This is a genomic window from Halomonas sp. AOP7-E1-9, assembly GCF_052376035.1.
Taxonomy (GTDB): domain Bacteria; phylum Pseudomonadota; class Gammaproteobacteria; order Pseudomonadales; family Halomonadaceae; genus Vreelandella; species Vreelandella citrativorans.
This window is the reverse complement of sequence record NZ_JBQSVC010000028.1, coordinates 22,426-34,853: the sequence shown is the minus strand read 5'-3', so window position 1 is coordinate 34,853 and position 12,428 is coordinate 22,426. Positions and strand designations below refer to the sequence as shown.

The window sequence follows — 12,428 nt, the reverse complement described above, 5'->3', positions numbered from 1 at the left end:
AAGATACGGGACCAGAAAAGGAGCAGTGGTAATGGGCCAGAAATTTGTACTCGTAGGTGATATAGGAACCGACCATGATGGTTATCCCCCTACGCCCGTCATTGCGGGTAGTGGCACGGTCATCATGGATGGCAAACCGGTGGCCCGAGTAGGTGACCCGTTAGAGCCTCACGATAAGCCCAATCACCCCCCGCACCCACGGGCGATAGCCCAGGGTTCCGGCACGATTCTTATTGACGGCAAACCAGCTGCTTTAACAGGCCATGCGGTCGATTGCGGTGGTGTCGTCATTGGTTCAGGTTCAGGAGAGGGCAGTTAAGATGGCAAGCACAGGATTGCAATTTACCCTGACGTTACCCGGCGTTGATGATATCGCGGTGATCGACTTTACCCACCGCGAAGCGCTCTCCCAGCCTTTTGAACTGGTACTCAACCTGGCCAGCCGCGACGGCCGCCTGGACGCCGCCGAGCTGCTGGACCGCGAAGCCACCCTGACCGTTTGGCAGGATGGTGAAGCGTTGCGTCACGTGCACGGTATCGTTAGCGAGTTTGGTCGCGGCGACCGCGGCCATCGGCGCACCTTCTACTCCCTGGTGCTGCGCCCGGCGCTCTGGCGGCTTTCGTTGCGCCATAACTCGCGTATCTTCCAGAAAGTCGACCCGCTAACCATCATCAATACCCTGTGTGATGAGCGCGGCATTACCGATGTGGCCTTCGCCGTCACCCGCGAGCTGCCCGAGCGTGAATACTGCGTGCAGTACCGCGAGACCGATCTGGCATTTATCGAACGCCTCGCCGCCGAAGAGGGCTTGTTCTACTTCCATGAATTTGAAGAGAGCGCTCACCGGCTAGTGTTTGCCGATGATCCTCAAGTGCTGGCAAATTTAGGCGAGCGCACCTACCACAGCCGTGCTGGCGGCACCGCGCCCACCCGCCATGTGCGCAAGCTCAGCCACACTGCCCGTGTGGCGGCGGCCACTGCCACCCTGAAAGACTACAGCTTCAAGAACCCGGCCTACGCCCAACTGCACGAACACCTGGGCCGCGACGTGGAAGCTCACGGCCAGCAGACGGATTACGAACACTTCGATTACCCCGGCCGCTACAAGCAGGACGCCTCGGGCCAGCCGTTTACCCGCATCCGTCTGGAAGAGCTTCGCCGCGAAGCGATCACCGCGAATGCTGAAAGCGACCTGCCCGAACTTGCCCCCGGCGTGCGCTTCAGCCTGACCGACCACGACACGCAAAGCCTTAACCGCGACTGGCAAGTGGTAGAGGCACGCCACGTAGGCGAGCAGCCCCAGGCGCTGGAAGAAGATGGTATGACGCACAGCGATGCCAGCGGCATGACACGCTACGCCAACCAGGTCACCCTCATACCCGGCGACGCCCCCTGGCGCCCCACGCCCAATCCCAAACCCCGCGTGGACGGCCCCCAGGTCGCGTTTGTGGTCGGCCCGGAAGGCGAGGAGATCTACTGCGACGAACACGGTCGCGTAAAAGTACAGTTCCCTTGGGACCGCTACGCCGAACCCAATGAAACCGCCAGCTGCTGGGTGCGTGTGGCTCAGGGCTGGGCAGGCGGCGGTTATGGAAGCATTGCGATTCCGCGCATCGGCCACGAAGTGATCGTTTCCTTCCTCGAAGGCGACCCCGACCAGCCGCTGGTCACCGGACGTACCTATCATGCGGGTAATCTTTCACCGTACCCCTTACCCGAGCATAAAACCCGTACCAGTATTAAAACCCAGACCCATCAGGGCGAAGGGTTTAACGAACTCTGTTTTGAAGACCAGGCGGGGGAAGAGTTCATCTACATGCATGCTCAGAAGAATCTGGAGCTGCATGTCCTGAACTCCCGCCAGAAGCGCATCGAGTTCGATGATACCGCCACCATTGGCAATAACTCACACCTGGCGGTGGCCAAGGATCGTGTGGAAACCATTGATGGCAATCGTGATGTCACCGTGCACACCAACCACACCGAACAGATCGATGGCGAGCGCGGGTTAAAGGTTGGGGGCAACTATCAAACCCATGCCAATGGCGATATTACCTTCAAGGCCGACGGCGAACTCATTCTCGATGCGACCAAGATCACGCTGGTCGCGGGCGGGTCGGCACTGGTACTCTCCGGCGGCAGTGTGGATGTGACACCGGTACTGAACGTGGGTTCGGCATCACCTAGCGCCGCAGCTCTGCCACCGGTGCCTGCCGTACTGGAAGTAGCCGCGGGCGAAGGCAGCCCCTTCGTGTCTCACTGTCCGCTGGAAGAGGAGTAACCATGGCGACGCCGGATTACTGGGTTGCCCGTTGCCATATTGTGGCCAATACCCCGGCAGCCAGACAGTGGGAGGAAGAAGCCGATGAGGCCGTCGTTTCCGTAGCGGTACTGGCCGCATCAGAAGATGAGGTGCGTGCGCTTCTTCAAACCCGGCTCCAGGAAGAAGGCTTGAGCCTTCTGAAGCTGGAGTCAGTGCAAACGCTTTTACAACGCTTTCGGCGCCAGGGAATGTCGCAGATGCTGGTGGAACTGGCCCATGCGACGTCATCTAAACAGCCGGTGGTGTACGGCGAGATGCTGCCCCTCATCGCCGAGCCGGAGCCTGTTGTGCCCGCGCCTTACATTGCCCCCATGACTTATAGCGAAACCTCATGGCAGGCATTGCTGAGTGCCAACCAGCCGCCCCTATGGGCAGTGGTGGACGGGGTGAACTGTCGCGAGGTGCAGGCACGCCTGGCTCAAACCGATGCGCAGCATACGTGCCTGTACGCCTCTACCAATGCCACGACTCAGGCCAATGCCCCCTGGCTTGTGCGTATTGAAGCCGACAGCGACATTCGCACTTGGCTGGAAAGCCTGCCCCAGGACCAGCACTGGGGCGTGCTGTTTCACTCCCACGCCACGCTCAAGCAACTGCGCACGCACCTTCGCAAGTTCACCATGCTCTGGACGTCCGCCAACGACCAGGCCCCGGTGTACTTCCGCTTCTACGACCCCCGTGTAGCCCTGGATATGACCCAGGCGCTCGAGCCCTGGAAGCTGGCGGCCTTTATGGCGCCGCTGGAAGCGATCATCGCGCCGGTGTCGCCGCTGATGGCGTTGCCATCGGAGCTAACGCTAACGCCGTCGGTAGCACTTGATACCCAGGCAAGCGAGGTGCAGGGCCGGCTGGTGCAGGTGTCGCTGAGTAGCCAAGCCCGCGATACCGGTAGGCAGAGCCGTCAGTTTGCTATCGGCCAGGAAGAGTTCGAACGCTTTGGCGTCCTGATGCAGCAGCGCGCCCAGGCGAACCTCGCCCTATCGCTTGGTGAGCAATACCCCCGAACCTTGATTGACCAACGTTTGTCAGCTGTTCAAACCGCCGCACAACTGGGGCAACGCTACGGGCTGGGGTCCAAAAAGCAGGTGCGAACGTTGACGAAGTGCGTGATCGAGTTTGGTGAAACGTTCCCCGACGGCCACATTGAGGCTCAGCGCATCCTGGAAAATCCCAAAATGGCTGGCTGGCGAAAGCGTGACCAGTTGGATGCTTGGCTACCCCGAGGACGCATTCGGCATGTGTTACTCGCACCGTATCGTCATGAGGAAGGCAATATGCAGCACGACAACTATCGACCCATTGTCAGTGAGGAGCGGTCATGAGTTATCAACCGACTCTTGAGGACATGGCGTATCTGGTGCAAGAGCAGTCAGAGGCTTTCAGACAGCCTGAAAGGTTACTAAGCAGGATCCAAAATGCGATGGCGAACGACGATAGCCATCCAGGAACGGTCGTCGCTCAGGGGCAAGTCAGCAATAGTATTTATAGTGAATATGTCTCTAGCGGCGCTGACCGGCTCACTGAAAGCCCAATTCCTTGGGAGCCAGCAGACGGAGAAAGCCGTCAAGACCCTGAATTTGGTGAAATGTGTGTTATATGCGCTTCGCAAACCCCTTGTATCGAGAAGGTTGAAGTTGTCTGTCACGGTGGTAGCAATGCACGGGTAGTTTTGCAGGGCGTAAATGAGCTAGAAGATACCGACTGCAAAATCTATTTCGTAGCCGACCAAGCGGTAGCGGGGGAGTTGAGCTTTGAAGGATTTCTGAGCGGTTCGACGTTCAAGGATGAGGGCACTGTCACCATCATGCTTGCCGATGACTGCCCACATCAAATGCACACGTTGTATTGGACCGAAGAGTTAAGGGGTACGCCTATTGGCTCGGGAGTTGAGATACCATTTAAAGTTGAAACGAATCCCCGTTCTCCTCTGACCAACATTCCTCGGTTAGGGGATTATGGCCTTGCTTTCGAGACGGCTGTCATTATTCTCGATATCATCATGAATCGAGGCATCATGGCAAAGGAGGAGCAATTCAGGATCAGTTATGACGGTACAAGAGACTTTCTTTTTACCTCTGTCACTGTGCCTAGCCTGAAATTTAAAGGAAAAGTGAGTGTACAGCCGCCTCAAATAGGAACCGAGAATATTCCACGAAGTGAGGCTAGGCGATTACGTGTTGAATTGGATATGGGGAGTAACCCCAGGCAGATTACGCATGAGCAGGGCTGGCAAGTCGATGCTGAAATAGGCGTAACGTGTGGCAGTAATACCAAAAATATCAAAGTAGGAAAATATCGTAGCGCAACCACGACCTACGATAGTGCTCCATCGCTTCGCAGGCAGCAAAATGCTCGTCAGCAAGGGAGTTCAATTGATCAATTTATTGATTCGTTGACAACCAATGCCAAGAGCTTGGCAAAAAGGCTGAGTACTGAACATGATACAGATAAATTAGCCAATATTTTTACGGTAGGCCCAAAGCTAAGTATGCAAGTTGGGACCGAGCAGATTGAGCAGGATGGAGGCCCTGAGCTTACGTGGAAGCTAGATGTAGGCCTTTCGTTGGATTTTGCATTTGGTGTCAAGGTCGATATTTATCTAGCGCTGAAGCGTGCGTTAAGAAGGCTGCCCGTCGTTACTCCTTTAGGAGCAGCGGCTCATACGCTAGTCACATTCTTGGAAGATGCGGAAACAGGAAGAAACCTGCTTGTTGCCCAATATCAAATTGATCCTTCGCTTTTCATGGCAATCTCGCTTGGGGCGGGGTTCAAGGCATCGGAGGATGCTACTGCCGATGAACTGCTTGGAGGCGTTTACGACTTTCATGAGGGGAAATTCGACGAATCAACTGTCAGAGGTCAGGTTGAAGTCAAACTTACCGCTAAGGCCATGGGCGGTATTCTTGGCTATTTTGACTCGATCATCACCGATAGACATGTTTTCAAATACGAGGCTGAAGTCGTTACCGAAGGTGGTATTCGAATTAAAACAAACGAAGGCCGTTGGGGGTATCAGCTTTACCACAAAGGCGCTGCCTTAAAAATAAAGTCGTTCAAGAAAGTGAATGTAGAGTCAGGTGGTCGACAATCAGATGCTGGTGGTCGCCCAAGCCCCAGTTCTAATAATTCACGACAAGCCGTACTAAACACCATGACAATCAACTGGGTTGAAGATTCAGAAAATACTAACACTTACCCCCTCGCAGAGGGCTATACAGGGGAGTTTATAACTTTCTCATGAAAACATTAGTGGCGTTATTACTATCTTTTTTAGTTATGATGGAGACACAGGCAATGGCCCAAGAAACACAGTACCAGTTCGGCGTACGCTGGAGCGTGAATGGGTTGGCATCTTCAGTAGACATGCAAGAGATAATGCTAAATTTTTCAGGGGTGCCGGGGCATCAAAATACAATGCTGCCAGCATCCCAATACATACGTAATGGTCGTAACGAAATCCAGTTCTACGCATGGCCAGTGCCCTCTGATAAACCATTTGAAGAGCAGCATGAGTTGCGCCTCTCCATGGAGTATTGGGAGCAGGGGGAAAACCCCAACACTGAAGCCAAAACCGCCTTTGAGGTTGTTATACAACCTGGTCTCGAAGGTTTTAAACCAGAAGTTGTTAATGTAGATGATCAAGCTCCATTAAATGTGGTAGCTAGTTCCATCCGTTGGGATGATGACTATTTCAGACTGGAGGTGCCTTTTAACAACCGTCAGCCGATGCCCACTTGGTGCTGGGAGGAAGGCGACGTATTAAGAGACAGTAATGCTACCCGTGATAGCCTAGCCCGTGAATATCGCCGACTATATACACTCTTTGAGGCCCAAGATAACAATGCGCTAATGGACGCATCGAAAACCATGATTGAAGAGCTTGCTTTAGCTTCAGGAGAATCCGAAGCCTACGTGCGCCAGCGAGCAAGTTTTAGCATGTTCTTTGATAATCCTAACCTTTTCCAGCTAGATCCTTTTCCAGAAGAGCCGATGACATTGAATTTAGGAGCGGATAATCGTGTGGCTTGGCTTACCCGTGAGGGAGTAGCAGCGCCGATTCGATTTGGGCACGCAGGAAGTGATGAACAAGTCTCAAACGTAAGACTCTACTTCATCCAACGCGATGGCCAGTGGGAAATCTGCCGATGAAACCCGTAGCTCGTAAAGGCGACCTGCACAGTTGCCCCATCCATGGCCACGGCACTACCGAAATCACCTCCGGTTCGCCCTCTCAAGTAGAGGGCCAGCCCGTAGCGCGGGTGGGGGATAAAACCGGCTGCGGTGCGACCATTATCGAAGGTTCCAGCCACTCCCATCATGATGGCCGCCCCACGGCATATCTTGGCTGCAAGACGGATCATGGCGGTGAGATTATTACCGCGTCGAGCAGTGCTAAGGTCGAGCCCTAAACCGCGTGTAGGCCAGCTGCTGAATCCGCGCTTCCCTAGGCAGGCGGCTACGGCAGTATCGTCATCCCCAAGATTGGCCACGAGGTCATCGTTTCCTTCCTGGAAGGCGACCCGGATCAGCCGTTGGTCACTGGGCGTACCTGTCACGCGGATAATCTTTCACCGTACCCATTTCCCGAGCATAAAACCCGTACTGGCATTAAAACGCAGACCCATCAGGGCAAAGGGTTTAACGAACTCTGTTTCGAAGACCAGGTGGGGGAAGAGTTCATCTACATGCATGCCCAGGAAAACATGGAGCTGCATGTTCTGAACTCCCGCCAGAGGCGGGTAGAGTTCGATGACATCGCGACCATTGGTAATAATTCCCGCTTGTTGGTCGCCAAGGACCGCATCGAAACCATTGACGGCAATCGCGATGTCACCGTGCACACCAACCACACTGAACAGATTGATGGAGAGCGCGGGTTAAAGGTTGGGGGTAGCTATCAAACCCGTGCCAATGGCGATATTACCTTCAAGGCGGACGGGGAGCTTATGGCGCGTGTCAAAGAGCAATGTCTGCTGGCCGCAGCATGTCAAAACCTCAAGAAGATCGCGCAGGCGCGTTGGCGCTGGCTTTTTTACGTGTTGTTACGTCACCTGAGGGCTCATATGGCTTATCAACGGGCGCGTGAAGAGGCAACCAAAACAATGGACAAGCTTCGTTCAGCGGTCGGCCTTGGGCGGTTTTGTCTGATGGATGATTGACGCACTTTTTAGCGTAAAAAAGCCAGCCTCAACGAGGCTGGCTAGCGGTTTTCAATGACTGCCCAACTGTATTACTTCACTACCGGGCAACGCTCGCGGCGCAGTGACTTCATTAGTGTGTCATCGACGTCCAGGTGGCCTTGAGCAATGCTGGCGGGTGTCAGTGCCAGCCATTGGTTCAGTGAGACATCGCGGTAGTCGCCCTTGTTGAATACGTTGAGAACATACACTGGCTCGTCACCGATATTCTCAATGTAGTGCGCCAGGTTTTTTGGCACATAGCCGACGTCGCCGGGGCCGTAGTTAAAAGTACGCGCATTGCTGACAGCATTGAACACCGTCATGCGTGCTTGGCCAGACAGGTAGTACTGAATTTCATCAGCATCGGGGTGTCAGTGAATTTCTCGCATACCGCCGGGCTCAAGCTTAATCATCAACATCGCCATGGTCGTGACGTCGAAACTTTTCGAATCGATGATTTTGGTCGCGCCGCCTTGCCATGTGTTTTCAGGAATATCGCCTCCCCGGAACACATATTTGCCGGTCATGTTACCAGCGCCGAGCTCTTCGCGAACCTGCTCAATGGGCGCTGGTTGTGGCTGACGGAAAATATACTTTTCAGAAGGCGGGATGTTGTCGAAGGCACTTTCCGGAACACCGAAGTTCTTGGCCAGCACCTCTTTCGGCATATGTGCGAAGAGCTCTGTGACGAGCAGTGTCTCGTTTTCGGAGAAGTTACCGTCATTGAAGATCAGCACGAATTCGGTACCTTCTTCAAGACCCTGAATGGCATGTGGAACGCCTGCGGGGGCAAACCAGAGATCACCTGGCCCGAGATCTTCAACCAGCGTTTGACGGTTTTCGTCAACCAGGTAGAAACGCACGCGGCCTTCCGTTACATAGGCCCATTCGGCTTCTTTATGCCAATGGAGTTCACGAATAACACCAGGGCCAAGGCGCATATTAACGATAGCGAGTTCTTCCAAAGCCGGGCACTCGCGCAGCGTCACTTCCCGCGCCCAGCCGCCGTCTTCAAGACGGTTATGAGCCATGGCGAACGGAAACTTCAGGTTCGGGATCCCGGCATTGTCGGTTTCTGGAGGCAGGAAGATATCTGGGTTCATTTTATCCAGAACAACATTACGTGGGCCTGGGTCGTCAGCGCCCTGGGTTCCGCGAATGGGCTGAGGTACGTCTTTATCAGTCATGGCTTTGCTCCTGTATTTACTTACAACGTATTGGTCAATGTAGTTATTGTTACAGTTGAAGTGGATAACAGCCGGGTGATGCTATTCAGAAATTAAACGAACTCCTCACTCTCCTTCGCGCTATATAACCGTACGGCCAGAGCATCAAACTCCAGGTTCGATATGTCTGCTTTAGAAACGTTATCATTGAACTTTCAAGATAAAGTGGTGTGCTATTTTTCTTAGGCACCTGCAAGTCCACTGCCAACCATATCTAGCGGCTTAATAGTCTTGTCGAAGAGTTCGGCACTAACCTTGCCTGAAGCCAAGGCAGCATCACGCAGGCTTGTGCCGTCCGCGATTGCCTTTTCGGCTATGTGCGCTGCATTTTGATAACCGATCACGGGCGATAGAGCCGTTACTAGCATCACACTTCCTGCGACGTATTCTTTGATTTTCTTCTCGTTCAGTTCCGTGCCTTCCACAGAAAACTCACAAAATCTACCGCATCCATCGGCGATAATCCGGGCAGAATGCAAAAAGTTATTGATGATCACAGGCCGCATGGCGTTAAGTTCGAAGTTGCCTTGGCTGCCAGCGACGGAAACAGCTGTATCGTTGCCCATTACCTGGATAGCAATCATGACGATTGCTTCGCACTGGGTTGGATTAACCTTTCCAGGCATGATAGAAGAGCCAGGTTCGTTGGACGGCAAGGTGAGTTCGGCGAAGCCGCAACGCGGTCCAGAAGCCAGCCAGCGCATGTCGTTGGCAATCTTCATTAACGCTACTGCAAGCCCACGAAGTGCTGCATGTGCTCGGACCATTGCATCCAACGAGCCTTGTGCGGTGAACTTGTTAGGTGCTGTAATGAAAGGCTTGAAAGTCAGTTCGGCGATTTTTGCAGCAACGTCGACGGCAAAGCCTTTAGGCGCATTCAGGCCAGTGCCAACGGCCGTTCCACCGACAGCCAGCTCGTAGAGCCCCGAGCGGCTGGCCTCAATGTCAGCAATTGCTGCTCTAATCTGCCCGGCCCAACCGTGCCATTCCTGGCCAACCGTTAAAGGGACAGCATCTTCCAGGTGCGTACGTCCAATTTTTACTACGTCCATCCAGCGGTTGGCTTTGCTCTCAATCGTCTCCACAAGCTTTGTTACTTGGGGCAACAGTACCTCATCAATCGCGAATACTGAGGCGATGTGCATGGCGGTAGGAAATGTATCGTTTGACGACTGGCCCATATTGACGTCGTCGTTTGGAGCAACGGGTTGCTGAGAACCGATGCTACCGCCAAGAAGCTGAATTGCCCGGTTCGAAAGTACCTCATTAACATTCATGTTCGACTGAGTACCAGATCCTGTCTGCCAGACATACAGCGGGAAGTGGGCGTCGAGCTTACCGGTGATCGCCTCATCAGCGGCATGAATGATTGCGTCGCGCTTAGTGTCAGACAATCGACCAGCCGCCGCATTTACCATAGCGCATGCCTTTTTCACGTATCCATAGGCGTGATATACCTCTTTTGGCATTAAATCATCACCAATATTAAAGTGAATCAGCGAGCGCTGAGTCTGGGCACCCCAGTAACGATCCGCCGGCACGTCGACACTTCCCATAGAATCGAATTCAGAACGTGTGCCGTCGGCCTCAATGCCAATGGGGAGATCACGTAAGGCATCTGCTTGATTATTCGTCGTCATAGCTTATTATCCTGTATACAAAGATATAAAAGCGTAGCTGTCGTTGGAATGGGGGGAGACGCTGATGGCGTCATTGAAATATCGTCAGCGACAATGAACTGACAGCCTGCCCCCTATGTGAAGGTAGACTGTCAGTTCGCACTACTTTAATCAGCTTCCACAGGGTTATAGACTGGCCACCACTGAGCCTCACGTACGGCTTCCACAGGGTCCGAAAGATCCTTGGCGCGCACCAGCCCTTGACTCTGAGCAACCCGAATTACTTCCACAGCGACTGCACTGGATGTGGTGCGCAGCTCTGCATTCGATGGTAGAAGCGAAGCGCCGGGCTTATCTTCAGGACCTTGGCCCGCGACCGCTTGCGCGGCAGCAAAAATCATTTCATCCGTAATCTTGGCCACGCGTCCAACAATGGCGCCAAAGCCCAACCCAGGATAGAGAGCTGCATTATTAGCCTGGCCAATGACATAGTTGACACCCTTGTACTGCACGTCATCGAAGGGAGCGCCGGTGGCGACAAGTACCTTGCCGTCTGTCCACTCTATGAGATGAGCAGGAGTTGCTTCATGCAGTAAGGTGGGATTAGAAAGCGGAAAGATGATGGGCCTCTCAACATTGGACGCCATGTCACGGACGATGCTTTCGGTAAATCGGCCTGGGGTCGTCGACGTTCCAATAAGGATAGTTGGCTTCACTTCGGAGACTACCGCCGCAAGGTCGATAATTCCGCTAGCGGCAGCGCGTGCTGCGCGTAGAGCCTCCATTGCAGGCCAGCGACTTTCGTCGGCCGGAATTGGCTCACAGGGTGTGCGTTTCCAATTAGTGACTTCATCAAGGGGCCGCGCATATGGACGCTGGAAATCAAGTAGGCCGTCCGTCATGTCGTCAGTAAGCAAGCCAGGAAGGTCCACCAACCAAATTTTACGAGTCGCCTCTTCTTTAGATACTCCGTGGCGAACCATTTGGTCCCGAATCTGATCTGCAATGCCGCACCCTGCTGTACCAGACCCTACGACTACAACGCGTTGTTCATTCCAGGGGTTTCCTGTGCGTTCTACCGCGTTTAGTAGACCTGCGAGTACGATTGCGCCCGTACCCTGCATGTCATCATTGAACGTTGGCAGCTTATCTCGATGACGCGCCAGAATGCGGCGTGCATTGGTGGAACCGAAGTCTTCCCAGTGCAACATTGCTTTAGGGAACAACTTATGCGCTGCGGCCGCATAGGCGTCCACAAAATCATCATACTGCTTGCCTCGTATACGACCATGGCGGTACCCAACATACTGGGGGTCATTCAACAATTTCTCATTGTCAGTCCCTACATCCAGTATCACCGGCACCACTCGGTGCGGATCTACGCCAGCAGCTGCAGTGTAAACAGCCAACTTACCAATAGAAATATCGATGCCGTTGGCCCCCCAATCACCGATACCAAGGATTTCCTCGGCATCAGATGCCACAAGCAAATCAATGTCATTCGCGCCTGCACCGAAGGCCGCAAGTTTCTCCTCGATTTTTTCTGGCTCATTGATTGAAAGGAAGATCCCACGTGGCCGGTGCATGATCTCACTAAAGTTCTCAATTGCCTCACCAACGATAGGGTCATAGACGATGGGAAGCATTTCCATCATATGACGTTGAAGGAGAGCATAAAATATTGTCACGTTGTCATCATGGAGATCCCACATATATATATGTTTTGCGAGATCAGTAGGTGCCGCGCTATAGGCCGCATAAGCGCGGATGAGTTGCGGTTCAAGTTCAGTAGTAATAATTGGGGGAAGCAGCCCGTTAAGACCAAGTGCGTCACGCTCACTCTGACTAAACGATGTTCCCTTATTTAAAGATGGGTCGCGAAGTACTGCGTACCCACGTGCTGCTGTTGTAATGCGCGTGCGACCAGAGCTATCTTTCGATATGTTGGCTTGCCTGCTAAACATTATAACTCTCCGTTTAATCGTTGCGACCCATCGTCGCTTTTTTCGCCAAAAGCCTGTAGTACAGGCGTTATTAGTTACCCATTATCTGATCTTGATAGTTCTTGTGATAGTTCTT

At 53.5% G+C, this 12,428-nt stretch carries 10 protein-coding genes and 1 pseudogene; 7 read left to right on the top strand and 4 right to left on the bottom strand.

Annotated features, from left to right (window positions below):
* The first annotated feature begins 31 nt into the window (after positions 1-31).
* From ACT3R4_RS14195 to ACT3R4_RS14165, 7 genes are read left to right on the top strand one after another with little or no spacing between them, the layout of a single operon-like run.
* Entirely contained in the window at positions 32-319 is a 288-nt protein-coding gene (locus ACT3R4_RS14195) for a type VI secretion system PAAR protein (protein ID WP_192528360.1), read from the top strand.
* 1 nt (position 320) lies between these two features.
* Entirely contained in the window at positions 321-2,282 is a 1,962-nt protein-coding gene (locus ACT3R4_RS14190) for a type VI secretion system Vgr family protein (protein WP_441679384.1), read from the top strand.
* Between the two features lie 2 nt (positions 2,283-2,284).
* Positions 2,285-3,646, top strand: coding sequence for a DUF4123 domain-containing protein (locus ACT3R4_RS14185; RefSeq protein WP_193054724.1), 1,362 nt, complete (start codon positions 2,285-2,287; stop codon positions 3,644-3,646).
* Positions 3,643-5,565, top strand: coding sequence for a hypothetical protein (locus ACT3R4_RS14180; RefSeq protein WP_193054723.1), 1,923 nt, complete (start codon positions 3,643-3,645; stop codon positions 5,563-5,565). The genes ACT3R4_RS14185 and ACT3R4_RS14180 overlap by 4 nt, the downstream gene beginning before the upstream one ends.
* Positions 5,562-6,473 (top strand): hypothetical protein, encoded by a 912-nt coding sequence (locus tag ACT3R4_RS14175; RefSeq protein ID WP_226912147.1) that lies wholly within the window; start codon positions 5,562-5,564, stop codon positions 6,471-6,473. Before ACT3R4_RS14180 ends, ACT3R4_RS14175 begins: the two co-directional genes overlap by 4 nt.
* The gene (locus tag ACT3R4_RS14170) at positions 6,470-6,733 is read left to right on the top strand and encodes a PAAR domain-containing protein (RefSeq protein ID WP_193054722.1); all 264 of its coding nucleotides are present in this window, start codon (positions 6,470-6,472) and stop codon (positions 6,731-6,733) included. Before ACT3R4_RS14175 ends, ACT3R4_RS14170 begins: the two co-directional genes overlap by 4 nt.
* Before the next feature lie 57 nt (positions 6,734-6,790).
* Positions 6,791-7,483 carry a bacteriophage T4 gp5 trimerization domain-containing protein gene (locus ACT3R4_RS14165; RefSeq protein ID WP_407647900.1) on the top strand — a complete coding sequence of 231 codons (693 nt, stop codon included), beginning with the start codon at positions 6,791-6,793 and terminating at the stop codon, positions 7,481-7,483.
* Positions 7,484-7,554: 71 nt separating this feature from the next.
* On the opposite strand, the pseudogene ACT3R4_RS14160 reads toward ACT3R4_RS14165, so the two are convergent.
* The 4 genes and pseudogenes from ACT3R4_RS14160 to ACT3R4_RS14145 form a co-directional block, all read right to left on the bottom strand.
* Positions 7,555-7,863, bottom strand: a pseudogene (locus ACT3R4_RS14160) (cupin domain-containing protein); the annotation flags it as partial.
* 12 nt (positions 7,864-7,875) lie between these two features.
* On the bottom strand, positions 7,876-8,691 hold the full coding sequence (locus tag ACT3R4_RS14155) for a cupin domain-containing protein (RefSeq protein WP_226912146.1): 816 nt from the start codon (positions 8,689-8,691) through the stop codon (positions 7,876-7,878).
* A 221-nt stretch (positions 8,692-8,912) separates the two neighbouring features.
* Positions 8,913-10,370: a class II fumarate hydratase gene (fumC, locus tag ACT3R4_RS14150; RefSeq protein WP_193054720.1), complete on the bottom strand. Its 1,458-nt coding sequence runs from the start codon at positions 10,368-10,370 to the stop codon at positions 8,913-8,915.
* A 146-nt stretch (positions 10,371-10,516) separates the two neighbouring features.
* A complete protein-coding gene (locus tag ACT3R4_RS14145; RefSeq protein ID WP_193054719.1) occupies positions 10,517-12,313 on the bottom strand; it encodes an NAD-dependent malic enzyme in 1,797 nt (598 codons plus the stop codon).
* Positions 12,314-12,428: the final 115 nt, after the last annotated feature.

Coding starts and splice junctions, on each gene's coding strand:
- ACT3R4_RS14195 (WP_192528360.1), top strand. CDS start 32: ATGGGCCAGAAATTTGTACTCGTAGGTGATATAGGAACCGACCATGAT.
- ACT3R4_RS14190 (WP_441679384.1), top strand. CDS start 321: ATGGCAAGCACAGGATTGCAATTTACCCTGACGTTACCCGGCGTTGAT.
- ACT3R4_RS14185 (WP_193054724.1), top strand. CDS start 2,285: ATGGCGACGCCGGATTACTGGGTTGCCCGTTGCCATATTGTGGCCAAT.
- ACT3R4_RS14180 (WP_193054723.1), top strand. CDS start 3,643: ATGAGTTATCAACCGACTCTTGAGGACATGGCGTATCTGGTGCAAGAG.
- ACT3R4_RS14175 (WP_226912147.1), top strand. CDS start 5,562: ATGAAAACATTAGTGGCGTTATTACTATCTTTTTTAGTTATGATGGAG.
- ACT3R4_RS14170 (WP_193054722.1), top strand. CDS start 6,470: ATGAAACCCGTAGCTCGTAAAGGCGACCTGCACAGTTGCCCCATCCAT.
- ACT3R4_RS14155 (WP_226912146.1), bottom strand. CDS start 8,691: ATGACTGATAAAGACGTACCTCAGCCCATTCGCGGAACCCAGGGCGCT.
- fumC (WP_193054720.1), bottom strand. CDS start 10,370: ATGACGACGAATAATCAAGCAGATGCCTTACGTGATCTCCCCATTGGC.
- ACT3R4_RS14145 (WP_193054719.1), bottom strand. CDS start 12,313: ATGTTTAGCAGGCAAGCCAACATATCGAAAGATAGCTCTGGTCGCACG.